23 protein-coding genes are annotated in these 24,928 nt (G+C 71.4%); 10 read left to right on the top strand and 13 right to left on the bottom strand.

Annotation, left to right across the window (positions count from 1 at the left end; translation table 11 throughout):
- Nucleotides 1-180: 180 nt before the first annotated feature.
- A complete protein-coding gene (locus ACWD5Q_RS30945; RefSeq protein WP_451430384.1) occupies nt 181-1,116 on the bottom strand; it encodes an AraC family transcriptional regulator in 936 nt (311 codons plus the stop codon).
- An 89-nt stretch (nt 1,117-1,205) separates the two neighbouring features.
- On the opposite strand from ACWD5Q_RS30945, the gene ACWD5Q_RS30950 reads away from it, so the two are divergent.
- From ACWD5Q_RS30950 to ACWD5Q_RS30960, 3 genes are all read left to right on the top strand, one after another.
- Nucleotides 1,206-2,135, top strand: coding sequence for an NADP-dependent oxidoreductase (locus tag ACWD5Q_RS30950; protein WP_451430385.1), 930 nt, complete (start codon nt 1,206-1,208; stop codon nt 2,133-2,135).
- 356 nt (nt 2,136-2,491) lie between these two features.
- Nucleotides 2,492-2,815 carry a hypothetical protein gene (locus ACWD5Q_RS30955; RefSeq protein ID WP_451430386.1) on the top strand — a complete coding sequence of 108 codons (324 nt, stop codon included), beginning with the start codon at nt 2,492-2,494 and terminating at the stop codon, nt 2,813-2,815.
- A 39-nt stretch (nt 2,816-2,854) separates the two neighbouring features.
- Complete coding sequence (locus tag ACWD5Q_RS30960; protein ID WP_451430387.1) at nt 2,855-3,754, top strand: Vgb family protein; 900 nt, start codon at nt 2,855-2,857, stop codon at nt 3,752-3,754.
- Nucleotides 3,755-3,842: 88 nt separating this feature from the next.
- Here ACWD5Q_RS30960 and ACWD5Q_RS30965 read toward each other — a convergent pair whose 3' ends face one another.
- Nucleotides 3,843-4,439, bottom strand: a complete 597-nt coding sequence (locus tag ACWD5Q_RS30965) for a hypothetical protein (RefSeq protein ID WP_451430388.1) — start codon at nt 4,437-4,439, stop codon at nt 3,843-3,845.
- A 239-nt stretch (nt 4,440-4,678) separates the two neighbouring features.
- Here ACWD5Q_RS30965 and ACWD5Q_RS30970 point away from each other — a divergent pair, with 239 nt between their 5' ends.
- On the top strand, nt 4,679-5,095 hold the full coding sequence (locus tag ACWD5Q_RS30970) for a VOC family protein (RefSeq protein WP_451430389.1): 417 nt from the start codon (nt 4,679-4,681) through the stop codon (nt 5,093-5,095).
- Between the two features lies 1 nt (nt 5,096).
- Here the strand turns inward: ACWD5Q_RS30970 and ACWD5Q_RS30975 are convergent, their stop codons facing one another.
- Entirely contained in the window at nt 5,097-5,804 is a 708-nt protein-coding gene (locus ACWD5Q_RS30975) for a DUF6597 domain-containing transcriptional factor (RefSeq protein WP_451430390.1), read from the bottom strand.
- A gap of 295 nt (nt 5,805-6,099) precedes the next feature.
- Nucleotides 6,100-6,300: a hypothetical protein gene (locus ACWD5Q_RS30980; protein ID WP_451430391.1), complete on the bottom strand. Its 201-nt coding sequence runs from the start codon at nt 6,298-6,300 to the stop codon at nt 6,100-6,102.
- Nucleotides 6,301-6,887: 587 nt separating this feature from the next.
- Here ACWD5Q_RS30980 and ACWD5Q_RS30985 point away from each other — a divergent pair.
- Nucleotides 6,888-8,417 (top strand): helix-turn-helix domain-containing protein, encoded by a 1,530-nt coding sequence (locus tag ACWD5Q_RS30985; RefSeq protein WP_451430392.1) that lies wholly within the window; start codon nt 6,888-6,890, stop codon nt 8,415-8,417.
- 189 nt (nt 8,418-8,606) lie between these two features.
- On the opposite strand, the gene ACWD5Q_RS30990 is transcribed toward ACWD5Q_RS30985, so the two are convergent.
- Nucleotides 8,607-9,776, bottom strand: a complete 1,170-nt coding sequence (locus ACWD5Q_RS30990) for an FAD binding domain-containing protein (RefSeq protein ID WP_451430393.1) — start codon at nt 9,774-9,776, stop codon at nt 8,607-8,609.
- Complete coding sequence (locus ACWD5Q_RS30995) at nt 9,773-10,450, bottom strand: DsbA family oxidoreductase (RefSeq protein ID WP_451430394.1); 678 nt, start codon at nt 10,448-10,450, stop codon at nt 9,773-9,775. Before ACWD5Q_RS30995 ends, ACWD5Q_RS30990 begins: the two co-directional genes overlap by 4 nt.
- Before the next feature lie 86 nt (nt 10,451-10,536).
- Between ACWD5Q_RS30995 and ACWD5Q_RS31000 the strand changes: the two genes are divergently transcribed.
- Together ACWD5Q_RS31000 and ACWD5Q_RS31005 are read left to right on the top strand one after the other, a co-directional pair.
- A complete protein-coding gene (locus ACWD5Q_RS31000; RefSeq protein WP_451430395.1) occupies nt 10,537-11,097 on the top strand; it encodes a TetR/AcrR family transcriptional regulator in 561 nt (186 codons plus the stop codon).
- 461 nt (nt 11,098-11,558) lie between these two features.
- Entirely contained in the window at nt 11,559-12,215 is a 657-nt protein-coding gene (locus ACWD5Q_RS31005; RefSeq protein ID WP_451430396.1) for a GNAT family N-acetyltransferase, read from the top strand.
- Nucleotides 12,216-12,336: 121 nt separating this feature from the next.
- Here the strand turns inward: ACWD5Q_RS31005 and ACWD5Q_RS31010 are convergent, their stop codons facing one another.
- Together ACWD5Q_RS31010 and ACWD5Q_RS31015 are read right to left on the bottom strand one after the other, a co-directional pair.
- The gene (locus ACWD5Q_RS31010; RefSeq protein WP_451430397.1) at nt 12,337-12,759 is read right to left on the bottom strand and encodes a RidA family protein; all 423 of its coding nucleotides are present in this window, start codon (nt 12,757-12,759) and stop codon (nt 12,337-12,339) included.
- On the bottom strand, nt 12,756-13,967 hold the full coding sequence (locus tag ACWD5Q_RS31015) for an acyl-CoA dehydrogenase family protein (RefSeq protein ID WP_451430398.1): 1,212 nt from the start codon (nt 13,965-13,967) through the stop codon (nt 12,756-12,758). The genes ACWD5Q_RS31010 and ACWD5Q_RS31015 overlap by 4 nt, the downstream gene beginning before the upstream one ends.
- Nucleotides 13,968-14,332: 365 nt before the next feature.
- On the opposite strand from ACWD5Q_RS31015, the gene ACWD5Q_RS31020 reads away from it, so the two are divergent.
- Together ACWD5Q_RS31020 and ACWD5Q_RS31025 are read left to right on the top strand one after the other, a co-directional pair.
- On the top strand, nt 14,333-15,964 hold the full coding sequence (locus ACWD5Q_RS31020; RefSeq protein ID WP_451430411.1) for an AMP-binding protein: 1,632 nt from the start codon (nt 14,333-14,335) through the stop codon (nt 15,962-15,964).
- Between the two features lie 15 nt (nt 15,965-15,979).
- The gene (locus ACWD5Q_RS31025) at nt 15,980-16,804 is read left to right on the top strand and encodes a PaaX family transcriptional regulator (protein WP_451430399.1); all 825 of its coding nucleotides are present in this window, start codon (nt 15,980-15,982) and stop codon (nt 16,802-16,804) included.
- A gap of 60 nt (nt 16,805-16,864) precedes the next feature.
- Here the strand turns inward: ACWD5Q_RS31025 and ACWD5Q_RS31030 are convergent, their stop codons facing one another.
- Nucleotides 16,865-19,204, bottom strand: a complete 2,340-nt coding sequence (locus tag ACWD5Q_RS31030) for a bifunctional salicylyl-CoA 5-hydroxylase/oxidoreductase (RefSeq protein ID WP_451430400.1) — start codon at nt 19,202-19,204, stop codon at nt 16,865-16,867.
- 2 nt (nt 19,205-19,206) lie between these two features.
- On the bottom strand, nt 19,207-20,034 hold the full coding sequence (locus ACWD5Q_RS31035; protein WP_451430401.1) for an enoyl-CoA hydratase family protein: 828 nt from the start codon (nt 20,032-20,034) through the stop codon (nt 19,207-19,209).
- A 329-nt stretch (nt 20,035-20,363) separates the two neighbouring features.
- On the opposite strand from ACWD5Q_RS31035, the gene ACWD5Q_RS31040 reads away from it, so the two are divergent.
- Nucleotides 20,364-20,813, top strand: coding sequence for an ATP-binding protein (locus ACWD5Q_RS31040; protein ID WP_451430402.1), 450 nt, complete (start codon nt 20,364-20,366; stop codon nt 20,811-20,813).
- On the opposite strand, the gene ACWD5Q_RS31045 is transcribed toward ACWD5Q_RS31040, so the two are convergent.
- The 3 genes from ACWD5Q_RS31045 to ACWD5Q_RS31055 all read right to left on the bottom strand — a co-directional run bounded on the left by ACWD5Q_RS31045 (nt 20,773) and on the right by ACWD5Q_RS31055 (nt 24,852).
- On the bottom strand, nt 20,773-22,230 hold the full coding sequence (locus ACWD5Q_RS31045) for an amino acid permease (RefSeq protein ID WP_451430403.1): 1,458 nt from the start codon (nt 22,228-22,230) through the stop codon (nt 20,773-20,775). The genes ACWD5Q_RS31040 and ACWD5Q_RS31045 overlap by 41 nt on opposite strands.
- Before the next feature lie 270 nt (nt 22,231-22,500).
- Nucleotides 22,501-23,508, bottom strand: coding sequence for an ornithine carbamoyltransferase (gene argF / locus ACWD5Q_RS31050; RefSeq protein ID WP_451430404.1), 1,008 nt, complete (start codon nt 23,506-23,508; stop codon nt 22,501-22,503).
- 120 nt (nt 23,509-23,628) lie between these two features.
- Entirely contained in the window at nt 23,629-24,852 is a 1,224-nt protein-coding gene (locus ACWD5Q_RS31055) for an arginine deiminase (protein WP_451430405.1), read from the bottom strand.
- Between the last annotated feature and the right edge of the window lie 76 nt (nt 24,853-24,928).

Consider the following 24,928-nt stretch of genomic DNA (forward strand, 5'->3'; position numbering starts at 1 on the left):
ACGTAGGCAACGCCCTGCTCGAAGACAGTCAACGAACAGAAGAGCGGCGAACCGAACACCCCGTCCCCTGACCGTCGCAGGTTTTATCTCAAGCTAAGTAACCGGCTACCTGCTATCGGAGTGCACCCGGATGTGCCCGGTCACGTATAGCTGAGCGTGCCCAGGATGCCTGCACTGGATTCAGCTCCGCCGTCTGAACGCGCCGGGGGCTGTCCCGTGCGTGCGCTTGAACGGGCTGGCGAAGGCGAACTCGGAGGCGTAGCCCACCTGGGCGGCGACGGATTTCAACGGTGCGTCCGATGCCCGCAGCAGGCGCGCGGCCGTGGTCATCCGCCACCAGGTCAGGTAGCTGAGGGGTGGTTGGCCGATCAGTGTGGCGAAGCGCCTGGCGAACGGTGCGCGGGAAAGCCCCGCCTCCGCGGCGAGCTTCGCCACCGTCCACGGTGCCGCCGGGGCCCGGTGGATGGCGTGGAGGGCGGCGGTGACCGGCGGGTCGTTGAGCGCGGCGGCCCAGCCGGTGGTGTTGCCCCGGGCGGGCTGTTCGTTGAACCAGATGCGCAGGATGTACAGCAGCAGTGTGTCCAGGAGCGCGGGGACGGCCGCGTCCGTGCCGAGGCGCGGGTGCTCCAGTTCGGTGGCAAGTAGCTCCACGGCCGAGCGCAGTTCCGGGTGGCGATCCGGGTGCGCGGGGAGATGGATCCGGTCGGGCAGGTCGCGCAGCAGCGGGTGGGTGCGGGACGGGTCGAGCTGGTAGGTCCCGCAGAGCACGACGGTGACCGGACCGCCGTCTCCGGTCCGGTCGACGCTGTCCGACGCGTAGGGCTCGGACAATCGGGGGTCGTCGGGGCCGCAGGCGGGGGCTGTCGCCAGGGGGTTGGGGCTGTCGGCCAGGGTGTGCCCCCTGCCGTGGGGCAGGAACACCACGTCGCCCTCGCCCAGCGGGACGGGCTCTGCGTCTGGAGGAAGTAGCCAGCAGGAGCCCTGCAGGATCACCTGAAAGCCCGCCGACCCCGGTACGGAGGCGAACTCCTGCCCCCATGGGGCATGCCACCGCACATGCGCCGCCCGAGGCCGGCCGGTCCGCGCCACCGCGATGACGTCACTGAGCACATCCATGCGGTGAGACTACGCAGGCGAGACGTACGCGTATGAACTGGGCACTCTGCCCCATGGATCGTCTCCAGGTGAGGTCGTAGATTCGCGGCATGAAGATGAAGACCGCACGTATCCACGAGTACGGCGACGCGTCCGTGATCCGCTACGACGACGTTCCGCGCCCTCAGCCTGCATCAGGTGAAGTGCTCATCCGTGTCGCCGCGACCTCGTTCAACCCCACCGAGGCCGCGTTGCGGGGCGGACTGCTGCGGGCGCTCTTTCCCTTGGACCTGCCCTACACGCTCGGATGGGACGTCGCCGGCACGGTCGCCGAGATCGGCGCGGGTGCGGAGAGTTTCACCGTCGGCGACCGGGTCATCGGGCGGCTCGACAACGCGGGTGCGGCCGCAGAGTACGTACGGGCGCCCGTGGCCACGCTGATAGCGGCTCCCGCCTCCATCCCTCTCGCGAACGCTGCGGCCCTTCCCATGGCCGGTCTCACGGCGTGGCAGGCAGTGTTCGAGCACGGGCAGGTAGCCGCCGGTCAGCGGGTACTGGTCAACGGTGCGGGCGGAGGCGTCGGCGGCTTCGTGACGCAGCTCGCCAAGTACGCGGGGGCCGAGGTGATCGCCACGGCCGGCGCCCGCAGCGCCGAGGCGGTCCGGCGGCAGGGGGCGGACCAAGTGATTGACTACACCGCCACGCCGGTGGTTGCCGCGCTCGACGGCCCGGTGGACACGCTGCTCAACCTGGTCCCGCTGAGCCCGCCGGACGCCGCAGCTCTGGCGCCGCTGGTACGGCCGGGCGGGCGGATCGTCTCGATCGCCACCCCGATCGAGCCGCCTGCCGATGCCGAGGTGACTGCGATGCACATGGTCGCCCGCAATGATGTGGAGCATCTGGCGGCGCTGGTGGAGCTCATCGACGCGGGCGTGGTCACCATCGACATCAGCGAGTCACGCCCACTGGCCGACCTCGGCGCCATCCACCGCCTCAGCGAGGCCGGCCGGATCCGAGGCAAGGTCATCATCCTTCCTTGAGCCGCCGACGGCCGGACCTTGCCGTCAGCCTCCACGCCACTTCCCTGTGGGCACGTTTCCCGCGTACCTGGCCGAGCACTTCGGCGAGTACGCCGGTACCCGCGTGCGGTTCATGATCAGCCGAGCCGGTACTGAAGGACATGGATGCCCAGCTGATCAGACCAGACATGGACCTCGGCACCGTACGTGACGGTATCGCCGACGCTCGGGCAGTGCTCCACGACGGGTTCGCCGGCGCCCATGGAAGATTCGAGATCACCGGTCGTCTCAAGCGATGTGGTCGCCGCAGGTCACAGCCCTGGCTGTGGACCAGATCGTGTGCGACAGGACATGATTTTCCTCGAAAGAGACACCTGATGAGTACGACGACGGATCACCGGATCGAGACATCCGGCAGTGTGTCGCCTGCCGTGGCCGACGGCAGTGTTCAAGGTGCCGACGTGAAGTCGATGCCGGTGTCGCCGAACGGTCGGTCCAGCGAGCTGCTGGGCGAGTTGGCCGCGCTCGCGGCCGAGAAGGTCCGAGCGGAGGGACTGCGGCTGATGTGCGAGGGCAGGCCGCTGCCCGAGCCGGCCCAGCACCTGATGACGCCACGCGGGGCACGCGCGCCCGTCCACAAGGCCAAGCAGAGCGGCCGGGAGCAGGAATATCCAGGAGCGCGAGCGCCGTGGCCCGGATAGCATCCGCAGTCGCACGTCCACCGACCAAGGAACCCGCTCATGCCGCGTCGTCCGACCGTTTCGATCGCAGAGTTCCCCGTCTCCGACCGTGAGGCCGGCCCCTACGGGATCACTGCGGGACCGGACGGCGCGCTGTGGTTCACCATGGTCCACCGCGGACGGATCGGCCGGGTCACACCCGACGGCGACGTCACCTCCTACCAGCTCGAACCCGCTTCCAGCGGACCGTCGACCATCACAACGGGACCCGACGACGCGCTGTGGTTCACCGAATTCCGCAACAACCGGATCGGCCGCATCACCACCGCCGGCGACATCGACACGTTCCCCTTGCCGACGCCGGATGCCGGGCCGTTCGGGATCGCCACCGGCCCCGATGGCGCGCTGTGGTTCACCGAAGCAGGCGCCGACCGCATCGGCCACATCACACCCGCCGGTGACGTCACCGAGTTTCCCCTTCCGCTCTCGGGAGCCTTCCCCTCAGCCATCGCCGCCGGCCCGGACGACCGGCTGTGGTTCACGATGAACCAGGCGAACGCGATCGGCACCATCGGACTCGACGGCGATGTCAGCATCCACCCGTTGCCCACATTGGCCAGCGCCCCGGTCGGCATCACCACCGGCACCGACGGCGCCATGTGGTTCGTCGAGATCGGCGCCGGTCAGATCGGACGGATCACACCGGACGGAAAGATCGACGAATTCGCCCTGCCCGACCGCACGTCACGCCCCCACGCCATAGCAGCCGACGCTGACGGAAACTGCTGGTTCACCGAATGGGGAGTCAACCGCATCGGCCGGATCACGCCCGACGGCCGGATCGACGAATACGACCTCCCCAGCCCCTCCTCCGAACCACACGGCATCACGCTGGGGCCGGACGGCGCAATCTGGACGGCCCTGGAGATCGGAACGGTCGCCCGGCTCACACCCCGCTGAGACCCAGCCCCCGGGCCGGAGCGACCTCTACACGTTCATCGACACAACCGCCTTTCCACCCAACCTGGTCCGCTCGACTCAGCACCCGTCAGAACTTGCCCATCTGCTCCACGGTGCGGTGCCCCAGTCGCCGGCTGAACGTCGCGCGAAAGCCGGCGGCGAGTGGCGGCCAGCCCCAGAAGTCGAAGGCGAGGGCGCCCACCGCGAAATTGGGCTCCCACCGCCACTCGGTGACCGAGACCGAGGCACCGCAGGTGGAGCAGGGGGCACTCCCCTCACCCGTTTCCTTCCAGGCGGCGATGCCGTCCTTGAACGGCTGCCAGACCGCCTCGTCCGCCTCGAACTCCTCGGGACAGTTGATGATCACGGTCTTGGTTTCGCACCGTGGGCAGATGGCGTACTCCGCATCGTCCACTCCCTGACCGCCCACGTGATAGTCGCGCCCGACGATGACGGCCACCGGGCCCGGCAGCCAGTCCGGGCCCGATGAGTCGGCAACGGTCTGCGCCCAGTGGGGACCTGGCACATAACCCTCGTCCGCGGTCGGGCTGTACACCCCGTCGCTGGACAACTCACGCGTGATCAGGCCCTCAGCGACCATCCAGGCCACCATCCGCTCCGCGAGCGGGCCGGCCTCCTCACCGGTCACCTCGACGTCGACGATCCGCTCAAAGAAGTCACCCATCGTCTCCCCCTCCTGTCGGTCAGTCCTATCGGTCAGTCTCGGACGCCATGACACCCCCCTCCGACACCGGCCCCGGCATCGGTCAGGAATTCAGGGGCGGGAGGTGCTCGCACAGCTCCTGGACCCGCGACCTGCATGCCGTCACCTCACATGCCGCATGTCGCCGGTAGCCCCCGTGGGCCCGGGGGTGTCCGTTTCCTTCAAGACCCGACGTCTGTCCCCTGCCTACGCTGCCTGCCATGAACACCGAGCCATCACCCCGATTCGATGTCGTCGGCATCGTCGTCTCCGATCTGGCCGCGTCGCTCGCCTTTTACCGGCGCCTTGGGATCGCGTTCCCCGAAGGCTGCGAGGACCAGCCGCACGTCGAGGCCGTACTGCCGGGCGGGCTGCGCCTTGCTCTCGACACCGAGGACACCATCCGCTCGTTCCACCCGTCGTGGCGTCCGCCGACGGGCGGCGGCCGGGTCGGGCTGGCGTTCCGGTGCGCGAGCCCCGCGCACGTTGACGCCGTGTACGAGGACCTGGTCGGCGCCGGGTACCACGGCGAGCTGAAGCCGTGGGACGCCGTCTGGGGCCAGCGGTACGCCGTGGTCAACGACCCGGACGGCAACGGCATCGACTTGTTCGCACCGCTGGCGGACGACAGCGCGTGAGCTACCGTCCCACCAGCTCGGTCAGCGGCGCCCCCGCCAGCTCCCGCACCTCGCGCGACAGATGGGCCTGGTCCGCGAAGCCCGCCAGGGCCGCCGTCTCCCCGAAGGAGACGCCGGCACGGGCCAGGGCGAGGGCGCGTTGCAGGCGGAGCACCCGGGCCAGGGTCTTGGGGCCGTAGCCGAAAGCGGTCAGCGAACGGCGGTGGAGCTGACGCGCGCCCAGGCCCACCGATTCGGCGGTCGCCGTGACGGAACGGCCGGCCGCCAGCGACGCCACGACCGCCCGCAGGAGCGGGTCGAAGGGTTCCGCGTCGGCCGCGAGACGCAGCGCCAGATCTTCGAGGGCGGCGGCCGGGTCCGGTGCCTCGTCGACACGTTCCGTAAGGCGGCGCGTCCGGGCACCGGGCCAGAGGTCCGCAAGGTCCACGCGCCGGTCCCGCAGTTCGTGCGCGGGCACACCGAGCAGGGCGGGGGCGGTGCCGGGGAAGAAGCGGACACCCGCCCACGCGCCCTGCCTATCGGGGCCAAGGCGGTACGCGCGGGTGTCGGGCCCGGCGACAAGGAGCCTGCCCTCAGTCCACAGCAGATCCATGCAGCCATCGGGCAGCACAGCCGCCACCTCGCCGACGCTCGGGCGCCTGACGGCTCCCCGCGTCCACACGACCGCCCCCGGCAGCCGGGACGCACGCTCCGCGTACTCGGGGGACATGTCACGAAGGCTACGTCACGCGGGTGCGATGCCCCCAGGAGCCGATCTCGGGCATCGGCCGCAGGCGGCATCTCGACGGGCGTCCGTCGCCGTGCACCCCGAGGCCACACCTTGAGCGCCGGGCGGCTGGCCCGCGGGTACGTCGTGACCTTCGGCTCGGGCCTGTCCTCCTCGCGGCGCCACGGGCGGGGCGGTACGGGCTCGGGGATGTCGCTGGTGTCGCTCACGCGCGTACGCTCGCCGGACGTCCCACTTCGCCTGCAGTACGTCGAGCGGTCGCACTGGACCAGGGGTGTCACGCCTGTTCCAGGGCGTCCCCGAACTCGCGCAGCGTTTTGCCGCGGTGGCTGCGGGCCAGTTCGTGCCCGACGGCTATGGCGAGCGCAACCGGCCATTCGAGGAGGTCGAATGCCGTGAGGAGACCGAGGCCCGCGAGGTAGGCGAGCTGGTCCCTCGGCGGCAGTTCGAGCCGAAGGCCGCCCAGGGAGACGGTCACTGAATCACCCGAGACGACTCGTTCGGCCGCGGCGCGGGCGCCGCGGGAATTCGTGATCGGAACGGGTGCGCCGGAAGGCACGGTATCGGGGTCTGTCCTGCTCGCTCGCACGGTCATGTCGCATCCCGTTTCCACGGCGGATTCCGGGCATCGGCTCGATACCCCTCCTCCACGCTAGGTCAGTTCCGGGCGGTCTTCCTCTTGTGGACCCGGGCCTTGCCGCGCTGCAGCCCGGCGACGTGGAGTGGTCGCCGGGCCGCCTGGACCGGTGGAGCCAGATCAACTTCGTACGTCATGGAGCCGCGAAACGCTGGTGCGCTGGTACCCAGAGAAGTGCTGACAAACATCTCAGTCCTTCCAGTCGCCGCAGGTCACAGCCGTAGCCGCGGACCGGATCCGCTGAGACGGGACGCTCCGGGCACCCACCCCGGCACACGCGCGGCAATACAGGACGTCATACGATATCGATGGATTTGCCGGGACCTTTCGGGTGACTCACACCCGTTTCACCAGGCGTCATTGACGGCGCATCACCCGAATGGACCACCCAGGAGGTGCCATCTCATATCTGAGATAACCTCAGTCACATGTCAGACGACTACCTCGTACGTATCGGCAAGCTCATCCGTGACGCCCGGCAGCACCGTGGCTGGACTCAGACGCAGCTCGCCGAGGCACTCGGCACCAGCCAGAGCGCCGTCAACCGGATCGAGCGCGGCAACCAAAACATCAGTCTTGAGATGATCGCCAGGATCGGCGAGGCCCTGGACAGCGAGATCGTGTCCCTGGGCTACGCGGGTCCCATGCATCTACGGGTGGTCGGCGGCCGTCGGCTCTCCGGCGCCATCGACGTCAAGACAAGCAAGAACGCCTGCGTGGCCCTGCTCTGCGCCTCGCTGCTCAACAAGGGGCGCACCGTACTGCGCCGGGTCGCCCGCATCGAGGAGGTGTACCGCCTGCTGGAGGTGCTGGGCTCGATCGGCGTGCGGACCCGGTGGATCAACGACGGGACCGATCTGGAGATCGTGCCGCCCGCCGACCTCGACCTGGACGCCATCGACGCCGCGGCCGCCCGCCGCACCCGGTCCATCATCATGTTCCTCGGGCCGCTGCTGCACCGTATGGACCACTTCAGGCTGCCGTACGCGGGCGGCTGCGACCTCGGTACGCGCACGGTCGAGCCGCACATGATCGCCCTGCGCCGGTTCGGACTGGACGTCACCGCCACCGAGGGGCACTACCACGCCGTGGTGGACCGGTCCGTCGTTCCCGGCCGGCCGATCGTGCTGACCGAGCGCGGCGACACCGTGACGGAGAACGCGCTGCTCGCCGCCGCCCGCCACGACGGGGTCACGGTCATCCGCAACGCGTCCTCCAACTACATGGTCCAGGACCTGTGCTTCTTCCTGGAGGCGCTCGGCGTCGCGGTCGAGGGCATCGGCACCACCACGCTCACGGTGCACGGTGTGCCGAACATCGACGTCGACGTCGACTACTCCCCCTCCGAGGACCCGGTCGAGGCGATGAGCCTGCTGGCCGCCGCGGTCGTCACCGAGTCGGAGCTGACGGTGCGCCGGGTGCCGATCGAGTTCCTGGAGATCGAGCTGGCGGTCCTGGAGGAGATGGGGCTCGACCACGACCGCAGCTCCGAGTACGTGGCGGACAACGGCCGCACCCGGCTGGTCGACCTCACCGTACGGCCCTCCAAGCTGGAGGCGCCGATCGACAAGATCCACCCGATGCCGTTCCCCGGCCTGAACATCGACAACGTCCCGTTCTTCGCGGCCATCGCGGCCTCCGCGCAGGGCAAGACCCTGATCCACGACTGGGTGTACGACAACCGGGCCATCTACCTCACCGACCTCAACCGCCTCGGCGGGCGGCTGCAACTCCTCGACCCGCACCGCGTCCTGGTGGAGGGCCCGACCCGCTGGCGCGCCGCCGAGATGATGTGCCCGCCCGCGCTGCGGCCCGCCGTGGTCGTCCTGCTGGCGATGATGGCGGCCGAGGGCACCTCCGTGCTGCGCAACGTGTACGTCATCAACCGCGGCTATGAGGACCTGGCCGAACGGCTCAACTCGGTCGGCGCGCAGATCGAGACGTTCCGGGACATCTGAAAGTCCTGCGCAAAACTGCTGCGATACCCCTCCTGACCTGCATGAATGCGGGGCAGGAGGGGGCGTGGCCGCGAGATGGCTGCGCCGCGAGGCGCGGCGCCTGCGACGCGCCGGAAAGGCGGAGGAAAGCAGGCTGCCGACGTCCCTTCGCCCGGGGCAGGCGCGAGCATGAGGCGTCGACTGCCGGCTTCAGGGCGTCGGCTCGACGGCGGCAGCCATCGTCAGCGCGGGACTGTTGAGACCGAGCCGCTGTCCCAGGCCGACGCCGTGCCGGTAGAGGGCAGTTCCCTCGGCCAGCCGGTTCTTCTCCCATGCCTCCAAGGCGGCCTCCAGGGACGGGAGTTGCTGAAGGGCCGTGAAGAGGGTGATGGCGTCGGCGGCCGACTTCTCCGCGCTGGCCGCCGTGTGGGGCCGTACGACGAACGCGGCGTCCCCGGTCAGCAGCATCCGATCCTTGCGCATCCGGCTGACCCGCCCGTCCAGGATCGCCTGCGCGAACGGATCACGGGTGTGCTCGACCAGCAGACGCAGCGGTTCGGGCAGCAACGCCCCTGCGCGGTCCAGGAGTTCGGCGTGCACCTGCGGTGCGATGAGACCCGGGGGCAGGGACAGTCCGTGGGCGCTGCCGTCGCGGTCGGTGGTGATGCGGTCGAGGCCGGCCGCGTCGGCCGGGACGTACCACACCCAGTTCATACGGCGGCTGCCCGGCACGGTCGCGCCGAAGTCGCCCGGGATGAAGTAGCACAGGAACTGGGTGTGGTCCCCGTCGTAGAAGCTGAACCGGTCGCGGAAGACCGCGCTCAGCTCCTCCGGGAGTCCCGTCTCGTCGATCACTCCCCGGTAGGCGACGTACCCGGCGTAGCGCGGCGCGCCGTCGGGGGAGACGAGTCCGCGGTGCCGGGACGCGGAGCCGTCCGCGATGATCGCGAGGTCGACCGGATGGACGGTGTCGCCGACGTGGACGTCGACGCCGCCGGGACGGGGTGTGACGGCGGTGACCGGCCGGCCGTCGTGGTAGCGGGCGCTGTCGAGGCGGTCCCGGAGGGACGCGTAGATCGCTCCCCAGGAGATCATCCGCTGCCCCAGGGGTGCGTGGTGGCTGCGCCCGTCCCGGCTGAAGAACTGCCGGTGGGTGACGGGAACGCTGATCCGGTCGGGATCGACGCCGCAGAAGGTGCTCAGGAACCAGGCGACGCTCGGCTGGAGCACGATGCCCGCGCCTCGGTCGTCGGGGCGGCCCGCGGACCGCTCCCACACCGTGACGTCGACCCCGAGTTCGGCGAGCGCGACCGCCTGGAACAACCCGCCCAGCGAGCCACCGACCACACCCACCGACGTGATGTCCGATACAGGGGTCACAGCGAGCACACCCCGTTCTCGCAGGTCGCTCCGGACGGCGCCTCGGTGACCTGGCGTTCGAGGACCTCAGCGAGTGCGTCGGCACCGACCGCGCCACTGATCGCCTTGTCGCCCACGATCAGCACCGGCACCCCGCGAAGTCCCAGGTACTCCGCGAGCTTCAGGTCCTCCTGCACGGCGGACTCCAGGGCCGGATCGGCCAGCTGGGTCGCCACCTCGTCGCCGAGTCCCAGCTCCTGGCCGATCCGGGCGAGTACGGCCGTGTCGCCGACGTCCTGCCCCTCGGAGAAGTAGGCCGCGAGCAGCCGGTCGGCCATCGCCCAACCCTGCCGGGCCTCCCGCTCCGCCAACGCGATCAGCCGGTGCCCCGCCCGGGTGTTCGGCGTCCTGGCGATCGCCTCGTAGTCGAAGACGATCCCGTCGTCGCGTCCGGCCAGCACCGTCCCGGCGTCGAGCTCCCGCGAACGCTCCCAACTGCCGAACTTCCCGCTCCGGTACGCCCGCCGGTCCATCCCGGACAGCGGCATCGCGGGGTTCAGCTCGAACGCGTGGTGCCGGATGTGGAACTCCTCGCCCGTGCGCTCCTTCACGATGCCGGCGGCCTTCTCCAGTCGACGGCCGCCGATGTAGCACCAGGGGCAGATCAGATCGCTGAAGACGTCAAGAGTGATCATGGAATCCTCCCATCGAACCGACTAGTCTGTTCGATGAGAACGGCAACGCAGCCATCCCCATTCCCGCCCCACGCACCCGAGGACCTATGACCAGCCCGGACACCACTCGCGCCAAGATCGTCACGGCCGCGGCAGACCTGTTCGCCCGGTGCGGCGTGCGGGCCGTCGGCATCAACGAGATCTGGCGGGCCGCCGAGGTCGCCAAATCGACCCTCTACCAGCACTTCCGCTCCAAGGACGAGCTTGTCGCCGCCGTCCTGCGCCAGCGCAACGACGAGTGGTGCGCGCGTCTGCGCGCTCTCGCCGCCACGGTCTCCACGCCCCAGGACCGATTGCTCGCGATCTTCGACCTGCTGAGCCGGGAGTTCGCCGACCCCGCCTACCGCGGCAGCGACCTGCTGAACTTCGCCGCCGAATATCCCGACCCGGATCACCCCGTGCGGGTGGCGATCCGCGACCACAAGCGCGAAGTCCTCCGCTATCTCGCCGAACTCGCCACGGCAGCGCAGGAACCCGACCCCGACAAGGCCGCAGCGACGGTCCTGACACTCGCCGACGGGGCCGCCTGCGCGCGGGTCAGCCTCGGCGACGCCACTGCCGCCGCTCTCGCGCGGGAAGCGGCATCGCGCCTGCTGGCACACGGCTGACCCCGGACCGATCGATCCTCGACGTACTGCGCGGCCGCTCCCGGCGGTGCCGGGGGCTCGGGGGTCTCGGGGGTCTCGGGGGTCTCGGGAAGTCAAGCAGACCGCACCCCTTTCCGTCGCGCCACCAAGTGCCCTGCTTGGATCACCCCATGAATTCTCCTGGCGCACCGGACGAGCCGCGCGACGTGGCGGAGCTCGCGGTCTGGTTCGGCGGGGCGTCCGTGGCGTGCTGGCTTTGCTGCCCGTTCTGGATGCTCGTCTGCTTCATCGCGCTGCCGACGGCCCTCGCCGGGCTGGTGCGGGCATGCATCGAGTTCCGAGCATCGAAGCATGGCCGAACGAGCAGGTCGCGGGCCATAGGGGGAGGCGTGTTGTCCCTTGTGGGGGCAGCGGCGGCTCTCGCGTACATGCTTTTTCTTGCCGCTCATCCGGATCTCCCCGTGCAGGGGTAGCCGTTCGCCTTGATCACGTTGCGGGTCCTCACCGTTCTGGCTGCGGCGACCTCGAAATCCCTTGATCAGCCCAGCTCCGTGCGGTACTCATGCCGGGTGATACGCGGTGAGAAAATCGGGCTGCGGGCCCGGTACGAGGCGGACGTGGCAGTGCTCCACAGGGAGCTCTACGACGATGTGGCGGCCCGGTCACGCACCGATCCCCGCCCCTGGCAGCCGATCCCCGCCGAAACGGGCCACTCTCCTTTCGCGGTGAGAGAACCGTCGGAGAAGGTGGCCCCGTTCTCGGTGGTGGAACTCGAGTCGCAGGCGCTGGTCGGCGCGGCATTGCTGTGGGGCATCGACGCACACAACAGGACGGCGCACCTGGGGATCTCCTTGCTTCCTGCCTCCCGTGGTCGCGGGTTCGGCTCAGATATCGTCCGTGTGCTGTGCACGTACGGGTTCGTGGTGCGCGGAATGCAGCGGCTGCAGGTGGAGACACTGGCCGACAACGCTGCGATGATCGCGGCAGCGACGAATGCGGGGTTCGTCATCGAGGGCACCCTGCGGCGCGCGGCCTGGGTGGGCGGCGCATTCCATGACGAAGTCGTCCTCGGCCTCCTCGCCGACGAATGGGCCTCCCGGGGCCTCGGGTCCGGACACGTGGCGGCGGAACCTCGGTAGACGCGTCAGCCGCACACGGTCTTGCCGGGCATTGCCGGGCAGGGATGAGGCGCGACGATGGGTCGTGCCACGCACGTTCGGGCCCTGTCGGGAAGTGCCGGCCGGAGCGCGGCGTCCGCCGCTACGGCAGCACCGCGAAGCCGTCGAGTTCCACGAGGGCCTCCTCGTCCCAGAGGCGTACGGCTCCCACGACGGCCATCGCGGGGTAGGCGCGGCCCGCCAGTCGCCGCCAGATGCGGCCGAGTTCGGGGGCGTGGGCGCGGTAGGCGGCGACGTCGGTGGCGTAGACGGTGACACGGGCGAGGTCGCCGGGGGTGCCGCCGGCGGCGCTCAGGGCGGTGAGCAGGTTGGTGAGCGCCCGCTCGAACTGCTCGGGGAGGGTGGCGCCGACGACTTTGCCGTCCGTGTCGAGGGCGGTCTGGCCCGCCAGGAACACCACTCGGGAGCCGGCGGCGACCACCGCGTGGGAGAAGCCCGCCGGCGGGGACAGGTCGGGCGGGTTGATGCGCGAGAGGTCGGGCGGATCGGTGCGCTCGGCGGTCACGGGGCCTCCACGGTGGCGTACAACTCCTTGGCGACGATGCCGCGTTGGACCTCGCTCGCACCCTCGTAGATCCGGGGCGCGCGCACCTCGCGGTACAGGTGCTCGAGGAGATGGCCGCGGCGCAGGGCGCGGGCGCCGTGCAACTGGACGGCCGCGTCGACGACGTACTGCGCGGTCTCGGTGGCCAGCAGCTTCGCCATCGCGGCCTGTTTCGGAACGTCCGGGACTCCCTCGTCGTACGCCGTCGCCGCCGCGTAGACCATGAGACGGGCCGCCTCGGTGCGCAGGGCCATCTCGGCGACCTGGTGCGCGACGGCCTGGAGGTCCTTCAGCTTGCCGCCGAACGCGTCCCGCTGCGCCGTATGGGCGAGGGTCGCGTCGAGGGCCGACTGCGCCATGCCGACGGCGAAGGCGCCGACGCTGGGCCGGAAGAGGTTGAGGGTGCCCATGGCCACCCGGAAGCCCCGGCCGGGCTCCCCGAGCACGTCGTCGGCGGTCACGGGCACGGCGTCGAAGACGAGGGCGCCGATGGGATGCGGCGAGAGCATGTCCAGCGGGGAGCCGGTCAGGCCGGGGCGGTCGGCGGGGACGAGGAAGGCGGTCACGCCGCGCGCGCCCGCGCCCGGGGTGGTGCGGGCGAAGACGGTGTAGAAGTCGGCCTCGGGCGCGTTGGAGATCCAGCACTTCTCGCCTGTGAGCCGCCAGCCCCGCCCGCCGTCGTGCTCGGCGCGCACGCCGCGCACGGAACCGCCACCGCTGTCGCCGTCGAACGGTGACGGGCTCCCGGTGGGCGCGGTGTCGTCCGGGTCCGCTCGCAGGGCCAGCGCCGCGGCGTCCGAGCCCGCGTCCGGCTCGGTCAGGGCGAAGGCCGCCACGGCGGTACCGGCGCGGACACCGGGGAGCCAGCGGGCGCGCTGGGCCGGCGTGCCGTGGACGTGCACGGGGTGCGCGCCGAGGCCCTGGAGGGCGAGGGCCGTCTCCGCCTCCGTGCAGGCATGGGCCAGCGACTCCCGCATCAGGCACAGCTCCAGCGCGCCCGAGGTGAACAGCCGGTCCAGCAGTCCGAGCCGGCCCAGTTCCGCGACGAGTTCCCGGTTGACCCGGCCCGGCTCGCCCTTCTCCGCGAGCGGGCGCAGCCGCTGCTCGGCCAGGGCGCGCAGCTCCGCGCACCAGGCGGTTTGTGATGGATCGAGCGAGAATGCGGTCATTGCCGGTCCCTCTCCCTGACGGCGCACCGGGGCGGGTGGGCTGCTCACCCGAGCGTATCGCGGACCGTTGACTGTCGTCACCAACGCGATACGCTCCCTGTGCGAGCCCACCACGACGAGGGGGCGAGACGCCATTGGAAGCCACGGACCCGAGGGGCGCCACCAGCGCCACGGACCCCGCCGGCACCACAGAGACCTCCTGCACCGCGGACACCGCCGAGACCGCAGACACCTCCGGCACCATCGAGACCTCCTACACCGCGGACACCGCCGAGACCGCGGAGCCCCCCGACGCCGCGGACACCCCCGGCACCACCGACCCGGTCGGCGCCGCCCCCGCCCCGCCCCGCGCCCCCAGCGCCCACCTGGACACCTTCGCCCGGGACCATCTCCCGCCCCCCGAGCAGTGGCCCGAACTCCGCTTCGACCTGCCCGAGCTGCGCTACCCCGAACGGCTCAACGCCGCCGTCGAGTTGCTGGCGGGCACCGCCCCCGGGCGTCCCGCCTTCCGTACGGCGGCCGGCCACGTGTGGACATACGGTCAGCTCCGGGCCCGTGTCGACCGGATCGCGCACGCGCTCACCGGCCGCCTCGGCGTCGTCCCCGGCAATCGCGTCCTGCTGCGCGGCCCCACCACCCCGTGGCTCGCCGCCTGCTGGCTCGCGGTGCTGAAGGCGGGCGCGGTCGCCGTCACCGTGCTCGCCCAGCAGCGTCCGCACGAGCTGCGCACCCTGTGCGCGATCGCCCGGGTCACACACGCCCTCTGCGACGCCCGCGCCGTCGACGACCTGGCCAAGGCCGACGTCCCCGGGCTGCGCATCACGCCCTACGGCGGTGACTCCCCCGACGACCTGCTGCGGCTGCCGGTGTCCGGGGAACCGTACCCACCGGCGGACACGGCGGCCGACGACGTGGCGCTGATCGCCTTCACCTCGGGCACCACCGGCCGCCCGAAGGGCTGTATGCACTTCCACCGCGATCTGCTCGCCATCGCGGACACCTTCTCCCGGCACGTGCTCCGGCCGGGCCCCGACGACGTCTTCGCGGGCAGCCCCCCGCTCGGCTTCACCTTCGGGCTCGGCGGGCTCGTCGTCTTCCCCCTGCGGGCGGGTGCGAGCGCCCTGTTGCTCGAACAGGCGGGCCCCCGGCACCTGTTGCCCGCGATCGCCGAGCACCGGGTCTCCGTGCTGTTCACCGCCCCGACCGCGTACCGCGCGATGCTCGACGAGCTGAACGCAGACGGCGCAGCCGACGCGCACGGCGGGCACGGCGGATACGACATCGCGTCACTGCGGCGGTGCGTGTCGGCCGGTGAGAACCTTCCCGCCGCGACCTGGCAGGCCTGGCACGAGCGCACCGGGCTGCGCGTCATCAACGGCATCGGCGCGACCGAACTGCTGCACATCTTCATCTCCGCCGCGGACGACGGGATCCGCCCGGGGACCACGGGCGTTCCGGTGCCGGGGTGGCAGGCCCGGGTGCAGGACCCGAACGGCACGCCCGTGCCCGACGGCGAGCCCGGGCTGCTCGCGGTGCGCGGCCCGGTCGGCTGCCGCTATCTCGCCGACCCCCGGCAGCGGGAGTACGTCCGGGACGGCTGGAACATCACCGGCGACACCTATGTCCGCCTGCCCGACGGCTACTTCCGCTATGTGGCGCGCGCCGACGACATGATCATCTCGGCCGGGTACAACATCGCCGGGCCGGAGGTCGAGGACGCCCTGCTGCGGCACCCGGACGTGGTCGAGACGGCGGTCGTCGGCCGGCCGGACGAGACGCGCGGGCAGGTGGCGGTGGCGTACGCGGTGCTCAGGGCGGGGGCGCCCCGCGACCCCGAGGCGCTGCGCGCCTTCCTCACGTCCGAGCTGGCGCCGTACAAGTGTCCGCGCGAGTTCGTCTTCCTGGACGCGCTGCCCCGCACGGCGACGGGCAAGCTCCAGCGCTTCCGGCTGCGGCCGGACGTCAGCCCGGTGCCGCCACTTGGTGATCATGAGTGACGCGGACGTTCTAGAGTGATCAACGTGTCCGATCAGCACGCTCCCCGTTCCCTCATCGTGACGTTCTACGGTGCCTACGGCCGTTTCACCCCCGGACCGGTGCCGGTGGCCGAGCTGATCAGACTGCTCGCCGCGGTCGGCGTGGACGCGCCCTCCGTACGCTCGTCGGTGTCCCGGCTGAAGCGGCGCGGGCTGCTGGTGCCGGCGCGCACGGCCACGGGCGCGGCCGGGTACACGCTGTCACCCGACGCCCTGCAACTGCTCGACGACGGCGACCGGCGCGTGTACGCGACGACGCCCCCCGAGGACGAGGGCTGGGTGCTCGCGGTGTTCTCGGTACCGGAGTCGGAGCGGCAGAAGCGGCATCTGCTGCGCTCCCGGCTCGCCGGGCTCGGTTTCGGCACCGCGGCCCCCGGTGTGTGGATCGCTCCGGCCCGGCTGTACGAGGAGACCCGCCACACCCTGGAGCGGCTGCGCCTCGACCCGTATGTGGACCTCTTCCGCGGTGAGCACCTCGGGTTCGCCGCGACGGGCCGGGCGGTGGCGCGCTGGTGGGACCTGGCCGCGATCGCCGAGCAGCACGAGGCGTTCCTCGACCGCCACGCGCGCGTACTGCACGACTGGGAGGCCCGCGAGGACACCCCGCCGGAGGCGGCCTACCACGACTATCTGCTCGCCCTGGACTCCTGGCGCCATCTGCCCTACGTCGACCCGGGACTGCCGGCCGAGCTGCTCCCTGGGGACTGGCCGGGTACCCGCTCCGCCGCGGTCTTCCGGGCGCTGCACGAGCGGCTGCGGGACGCGGGAGCGGTCTTCGCGGGAGTGCGCCCGCGGGCATGACCCCGTGGTGCCCGGCGGGTGCCCGGGACGTGATGCCTTCCTCGCCGGGCGGCGGGCTCCTCAGCCGTTGAAGGCGAGGCGGGGTTTGGGGGCGTCCGCGCGTCCGGTCTGCGGGCGGCGGCTGCCGGCGCGGTAGGGCGCGGGCCACCCGGCGCCCGGTCCGCCGTACTCCTGCTCGGCCGCCGCGTGCAGCGTCCAGTGCGGGTCGTACAGATGCGGCCGGGCGAGGGCGCACAGATCGGTGCGCCCGGCGAGGATCAGCGAGTTGACGTCGTCCCAGGACGAGATCGCGCCCACCGCGATCACCGGGACGCCCGTCTCGTGGCGGATCCGGTCGGCGTACGGCGTCTGGTACGACCGCCCGTACTCCGGCCGTTCCCCGGCCACGACCTGGCCGGTCGACACGTCGATCGCGTCGGCGCCGTGCGCGGCGAAGGCGCGGGCGATCTCGACGGCCTCCTCGGCCGTGGTACCGCCCTCGGCCCAGTCCGTCGCGGAGATCCGCACGGTCATGGGCCGTTCCTCGGGCCACACCGCCCGTACGGCGTCGAAGACCTCCAGCGGGAAGCGCAGCCGCCGGGCGAGGGTGCCGCCGTAGGCGTCGGTGCGCCGGTTGGTGAGCGGCGAGAGGAAGCCGGACAGCAGATAGCCGTGGGCCGAGTGCAGTTCGAGCAGGTCGAAGCCGCTGCGGGCGGCCCGCCCGGCGGCGGACACGAACTGCTCGCGGATGTCGGCCAGTTGGGCGCGGGTCAGCTCACGGGGCGTCTGGCTGACGGGCTTGTACGGAATCGGTGAGGCGGCCACCAGGGGCCAGTTGCCCTCCGCCAGCGGTTCGTCCATGCCCTCCCACATCAGCCTGGTCGAGCCCTTGCGGCCGCTGTGCCCGAGCTGCACGCCGATCGCGGTGTCGGGTGCCTGGGTGTGCACGAAGTCGGTGATCCGCCGCCAGGCCGCGGCCTGCCGTCCGGTGTAGAGCCCGGCGCAGCCCGGGGTGATGCGCCCCTCGGCGCTCACGCACACCATCTCGGTCATCACCAGGCCGGCCCCGCCGAGCGCCCGGGCGCCCAGATGGACGAGGTGGAAGTCGCCCGGGACGCCGTCCACCGCCGAGTACATGTCCATCGGCGAGACCACGACCCGGTTGTGCAGGGTCAGTCCGCGCAGCCGGAAGGGGGTGAACATGGGCGGGGTGCCAGGCGGGCAGCCGAACTCCCGCTCCACCGCCTCGGTGAAGCGCGCGTCGCGCAGCCGCAGATTGTCGTGGGTGACCCGGCGGCTGCGGGTGAGCAGGTTGAACGCGAACTGCCGTGCGGGCTGGTCGAGGTAGAACCGCACGTTCTCGAACCACTCCAGGCTGGCCCGGGCCGCGCGCTGGGTGGAGGCGACGACCGGACGCCGCTCCTCCTCGTAGGCGACGAGGGCGTCCCGCAGCGCGGTGTGCTCCTCCAGGCACGCGGCCAGCGCCAGCGCGTCCTCCACCGCGAGTTTGGTGCCGGAGCCGATCGAGAAGTGGGCGGTGTGCGCGGCGTCGCCGAGGAGGACCAGATTGCCGTGCGACCAGCGGGTGTTGACGACCGTGCGGAACGTCGTCCAGGTGGAGTTGTTGGAGCGCAGGGGCCGGCCGCCGAGCGCGTCCGCGAAGATCTTGGCGCAGCGCTCGATCGTCTCGGCCGTGTCCAGTTCGGCGAATCCGGCCGCCTGCCAGACCTCCTCGCGCATCTCCACGATCACCGTGGAGGCTCCCTGATCCGTCGGCCCGGAGGACTGCGTCGCGGGCCGGTGGCCCGGCGTGGGGCGGGAGTAGGGGTAGCCGTGCAGTTGCATCACGCCGTGTTCCGTCTCGGCGATCTCGAAGCGGAACGCGTCGAAGGCGAAGTCGGCGGCGAGCCAGATGTAACGGCAGCGGTGCTCCTCGACGGACGGCCGGAACACCTCGGCGTAGGCCCCGCGGGTGGTGCTGTGCACCCCGTCGGCGGCGATCACCAGGTCGTACGCCTTCATCAGCCGGTCCGGGGGCGGGGCCTCGGACCCGAAGCGCAGCTCGACGCCGAGCGAGCGGCAGCGTTCGTGCAGGATCTGCAGCAGCCGCCGCCTGCCGAGTGCGGCGAAGCCGTGGCCGCCGGAGGTCTGGCGCACTCCCCGGTGCACGATGTCGATGTCGTCCCAGCGTACGAACTCGTCCTTCAGGGCCGCGTGCACGACGGGGTCGGCGTGCTCGATGCCGCCGAGGGTCTCGTCCGACAGGACGACACCGAAGCCGAAGGTGTCGTCGGGGGCGTTGCGCTCCCAGACGGTGACCTCCCGCGCCGGGTCCAGACGCTTGAGCAGGGCGGCGGCGTACAGCCCGCCGGGCCCGCCGCCGATGACGGCGACGCGCAGGGGCCGCTGCGCCGCTGCCATGGCTACCTCCCCTGCCATTTCGGGGACCGCTTCTCGGTGAAGGCGGCGTGGAACTCGGCGTAGTCCTCGCCGTTCATCAGCAGGGCCTGGGTCGAGGCGTCCAGTTCGACGGACGCGGCGAGCGGCATGTCCAGCTCGGCGGTGAGCAGGGCCTTCGTCTGCGCGTGCGCGAGGGCCGGGCCGTCGGCGAGGCGGCGGGCCAGCGCCTGGGCGGCCTCGTCGGCGTGGCCCTCCTCGGTCAGCTCGCTGATCAGCCCGATCCGCTCGGCCTCGGGTGCCCGCACCGGCTCTCCGAGCATGAGCAGCCGGGTGGCGTGGCCGAGTCCGACGACCCTCGGGAGCAGATAGGCGGCGCCCATGTCGCCGCCGGACAGCCCGACCCGGGTGAAGAGGAACGCGAAGCGGGCGGAGGGGTCCGCCACCCGGAAGTCCGCGGCCAGCGCGAGCACCGCGCCCGCGCCCGCGGCCACCCCGTGCACGGCGGCGATCACCGGGAACGGGCACTCCCGCACGGCCCGGACGACCTGCCCGGTCATGCGGTTGAAGTCGAGCAGCTGGGCGGTGTCCAGGGAGAGGGTGGCGCCGATGATCTCGTCGACGTCGCCGCCCGAGCAGAAGCCGCGCCCCTCGCCGGCCAGCACCAGGGCTCGCACGGACCTCTCCCGGGAGAGCTGGGCGAGCAGGTCGCGCAGGTCGGCGTAGGCGCCGAAGGTGAGCGCGTTGAGTTTCTCGGGGCGGGCCAGGGTGATCGTGGCGACCCCGTCGGCCAGGTCGCATCTGAGGTGGCGCCAGTCGGAGGTGTGGGCGGCGGAACCGGTGAAGGGACTCATGAGGTGCGGCCTCCTCGGTCGGGGGGCGGCTGTCCGCACTGCTGCTCCCTGACGAAGTTATCACTAATCCGTGACCGTCGTCACGAGTGCGCGATACCCCGAAAGCAGGCCGCTGTGCCGTGCGGCGCCCCGGGCCGGCCGCCCGGTGGCTTGTCACACCTCGTCGACAGCCCGGTAACGACGGGCACCGGTGTGCGCGGCGGGACGTCATCCGGGGTACGCAGCCCCCTGCCGGGACCGCCGGGGCCCCGGACGAAGCCCGCCGATACCCCCTCGCGGGGCGCGCCGTACCATGCATGCCTCGTGTCGAAAACAGGACAAGCCGCGCCATGAACGGACCCGCCGTGTACGAACCTCCCGCACCCGCCTCCTGGCGCGTCGCGCTGCCGCACACCGCCGCCGCGGTGCCGGTCGCCCGTGCCCTGGTCCGTACGGCCCTGGCGGAGCTGGAGCACGCGGCCGACAGCGACACCGCGGAACTGCTCACCGCGGAACTGGTCGCGAACGCCGTGGAGCACGCGGCGGGCGACGGGCCGATCGAGCTGGTCGTCGAGCTGATGCCGACCGGCTGCACGGTCGAGGTGCACGATCCGGACCCGGCGCCGCCCGCCGATCTGACCCGGCCCGCCGCGACGCACGCCGACCCCTGGCAGGAGCACGGGCGCGGCCTGCTGCTGATCCGCAGCCTCAGCTCCTCCTGCGGTCACCGCCCCACCGCGTCCGGCAAGGCGGTGTGGTTCAGACTGCTTGCGGTTCCGCGACAGCGTCGTCCGTGGTGACGGGTGCGGGCACCAGCCGGGAGTGGCGGCGGCCGTAGAGCGCGTAGACCAGGCAGCCGGCCGCCAGGAAGGCCGCGAACTGCGCCCAGGTCCGCCAGCCGGTCTCGTACATCAGGTAGAGGCAGAAGCCGACGCCGAGCACCGGCACCACCGGGTACAGCGGCACCCGGAAGGAGCGGGCGAGGCCGGGTTCGCGGCGGCGCAGGGCGATCACCGCGACATTGACCACGGCCATCGTGGCGAGGGTGCCGATGGTGCACAGGTTGACCACCGCGTCCAGCGAGGAGAAGGCCGCCGGGACCGCGAAGACGGCCGCCACGATCAGGGTGCCGGTGACCGGGGTCGAGGTCTTCGGCGAGACCCGTTCGAACACGCGCGGGACGAGGCCGTCGCGGGACATCGACATCAGGATGCGGGTCTGGCCGTACATCACCGCGAGCACGACCGAGGCGATGGCGACGACCGCGCCGAAGGCGATGACACCGCCGCCGACGGTGGAGCCGGTGACCTGGTCGACGACGTACGACAGCGCCGCGGGCCGGCCGCCGACCGCGGGCCCGCCGATGGCGCCGATCGCGGCGAGCGCGACCGCGCAGTACAGCAGCGTGACCAGACCGATGCAGACGAGGATCGCGAGGGGGATGTTCCGGCGGGGGTTCCTGGCCTCCTCGCCGGCGGTGGTGATCGCGTCGAAGCCGATGTACGAGAAGAACGCGGCCGTGGTGCCGGCGCCGATGCCGCCGAGCCCGGCGGGCGCGAACGGGGTCAGGTTGCCGTGCCGGAAGGCGGTGAACCCGATGGCGCAGAAGGCGACGAGGATGGCGAGCTTGAGGACCGCCATGGCGGCGGTGGCCCGGGCGCTCTCGCGGACACCGCGCACGAGGAGGACGGAGGCCAGGGCGATGACGATCACGGCGGGCAGGTTGATCACCCCGCCGTCGCCGGGCCCGGCGGAGAGCGCCGCGGGCAGCCGCCACCCGGTGAGGCCGGCCAGCAGCTCGTTGACGTACTGGCTCCAGCCGACCGCGACGGCCGACACGGACACCCCGTACTCCAGCAGCAGGCACCAGCCGACGAGGAAGGCCGTGCCCTCGCCGAGGCCCGCGTAGGCGAAGGAGTACGAGGAGCCGGAGACCGGGATGGCGCCGCCCAGCTCGGCGAACGCGAAGGCGGTGAGGACGCAGGTGAGGGCGGCGAGCGCGAAGGAGACCACGACCGCGGGGCCGGCCTGGGCGACCGAGTCGGACAGGCCGACGAAGATGCCGGTGCCGACGATCGCTCCGAGGCCGAAGCAGACGAGCTGGAACAGGCCCATCTGGCGCTTGAGGCCATGGCCCTCGAGATCGGCGCCGGCCTCGGCGACGAGCAGCTCGGGTGACTTGATACGGAAGGGACGGCGGGCAGCGCTGCCGGGCATGAAGGTGGTGCTCTTTTCCGTGGTGCGGGGCGACCGGGGGGTGTCCCCGGCCCGGGCGAAGCAGACAGCGTGCCGGGCGTTTGGGGGAGGTCGCGCGACGAGCCGCGGAAGGGATGGTTCCGGGCCCGCTGGGGATCGTACGGGAAGGGTGCCGGGTTCCGCTGTGGCGGCGGGCACGCCGGTCAGGCGGTCAGGCGGTCAGGCGGTCAGGCGGTCAGGCGGTCAGGCGGTCAGGCGGTCAGGCGGTCAGGCGGTCAGGCGGTCAGGCGGTCAGGCGAGGGTGGCGACCAGGACGGCCTTGATCGTGTGCATCCGGTTCTCCGCCTCGTCGAAGACCAGGGAGTGCGCGGACTCGAACACCTCGTCGGTGACCTCCAGCTCGGTCAGCCCGTACCGCTGGTGGATCTCCTGGCCCACCGCGGTGCCGAGGTCGTGGAAGGCCGGCAGGCAGTGCAGGAACCTCACGTCGTCGTTGCCGGTGGCGCGCAGCACGTCCATGGTCACGGCGTACGGGCCGAGCAGCGCTATGCGCTCGTCCCAGGCCTCCTTGGGCTCCCCCATCGACACCCACACGTCGGTGGCGACGAAGTCGGCGCCGCGCACGCCGTCCTTCACGTCCTCGGTGAGGGTGATCCGGGCGCCGGAGGCGGCGGCGAGCCGCCGGGCCGCCTCGACGACCGAGTCGTCCGGCCACAGCGGCCGGGGGGCGACGACACGGACGTCCATGCCGAGCAGGGCGCCGGTGACGAGGTAGGAGTTGCCCATGTTGGAGCGGGCGTCGCCGAGGTAGGCGAAGGCGATGCCGGTCAGCGGCTTGGCGCAGTGCTCGGTCATGGTGAGCACGTCGGCGAGCATCTGGGTGGGGTGCCACTCGTCGGTGAGGCCGTTGTAGACGGGGATTCCGGCGTGTGCGGCTAGCTCCTCGACCACGCGCTGCCCGTGTCCGCGGTACTCGATGGCGTCGAACATCCGGCCGAGCACCCGAGCGCTGTCCTTGACGGACTCCTTGTGCCCGATCTGCGAGCCTGCCGGGTCCAGATAGGTGGTGTGGGCACCCTGGTCGGCGGCGGCGACCTCGAAGGCACACCGGGTGCGGGTCGAGGTCTTCTCGAAGACCAGGGCGATGTTCCGGCCGGCCAGATGGCGCGTCTCGGTCCCGGCCTTCTTGGCCGCCTTGAGCTCGGCCGCCAGCTCGACCAGGGAGCGGAACTCCTCGGCGGTGAAGTCCAGCTCCTTGAGGAAGTGGCGTCCGGCGAGGGCGGTCGGGACTGTCGCCATGGGGCGCTCCAGGGGTACGAGAGGCAGGACGGGCAAGGGGACGAGTGGAAGTCTATACGATGCACCACATTTCTATACGCACCCCCAGGGCACCCCGGCCCGCCCCGTCCCCTGGCACCCTCAGACGCCATCCCTCTCCACCGGGCAGCTCATGCACCGGGGCCCGCCCCGGCCCCTGCCCAGCTCGCTCCCCGGGATCTCGATCACCTCGATCCCCTGTTTGCGCAGATGAGTGTTGGTGGTCGAGTTCCGCTCATAGGCGATGACGACCCCCGGCTCGACCGAAAGGACGTTACAGCCGTCGTCCCACTGCTCCCGCTCGGCCGCGTGCACATCCTGCGTGGGGGTCAGCACCCGGATCTCACTCAGCCCCAGCGACGCGGCGATCGCCCGGTGCATATGCTCCGGCGGATGGTCGGTGACCTTCAGCTCCTTGTCGCCTGCCCCGGGCTCGATGGTGTACGAGCGGAGCATGCCGAGCCCCGCGTACTGGGTGAAGGTGTCCGCGTCCACCATGCTCATCACGGTGTCGAGATGCATGAGGGCACGCCGCTTGGGCAGGTCGAGCGCGACGATGGACCGCGCCGATCCCGCGGCGAAGAGCTTGGTCGCGAGCATCTCGACGGCCTGGGGCGTGGTCCGTTCGCTCATCCCGATGAGCACGGCGCCGTTGCCGATGACCAGCACGTCACCGCCCTCGATGGTGGAGGGGTAGTCGGCCTGCCCCTCCGACCAGACATGGAAGGCCTCGTCACGGAACAGCGGGTGGTACCGGTAGATCGCCTCGAAGTGGACGGTCTCGCGCTGCCGGGCGGGCCAGCGCATGGCGTTGATGGAGACACCGTCGTAGATCCAGGCGGAGGTGTCACGGGTGAAGAGGTGGTTGGGGAGGGGCCGCAGCAGGAAGTCGTCGAGATCCATGACATGGAACCGCACGGAGGTCGGCTCCGGGTGGACCTCGAGGAACTCCCGCTTGGTCATACCGCCGACGAGGGCCGCTCCCAGCTCGGCCGCGGGCATGGCATCGAAGGCGGCGCGCAGATGATCGGTGGCGAGCGGCCCGTACTCCTTCTCGTCGAAGACACGGTCCAGGACGAGGGCCCTGGCTGCCGGGGCCTCCAGGACCTCGGTGAGCAGATCGCCGAAGAGATGGACCTCGACCCCGCGGTCGCGCAGCACGTCGGCGAACCCGTCGTGCTCGGCGCGCGCCCGGCGCACCCACAGCACGTCGTCGAAGAGCAGCGCGTCCTTGTTGCTGGGCGTGAGCCGTTTCAGTTCGAGATCCGGCCGGTGGAGGATGACGCGACGCAGCCGCCCGGCCTCGGAGTCGACATGGAATCCCATGCCTCCATCCTGACCATTCGGGCGCGTGTTCACCCTTCGTTCCCGGAGAACCGGGCCGTTTCGCCGCCAGAGAACG

Source organism: Streptomyces sp. NPDC002513 (assembly GCF_053595355.1).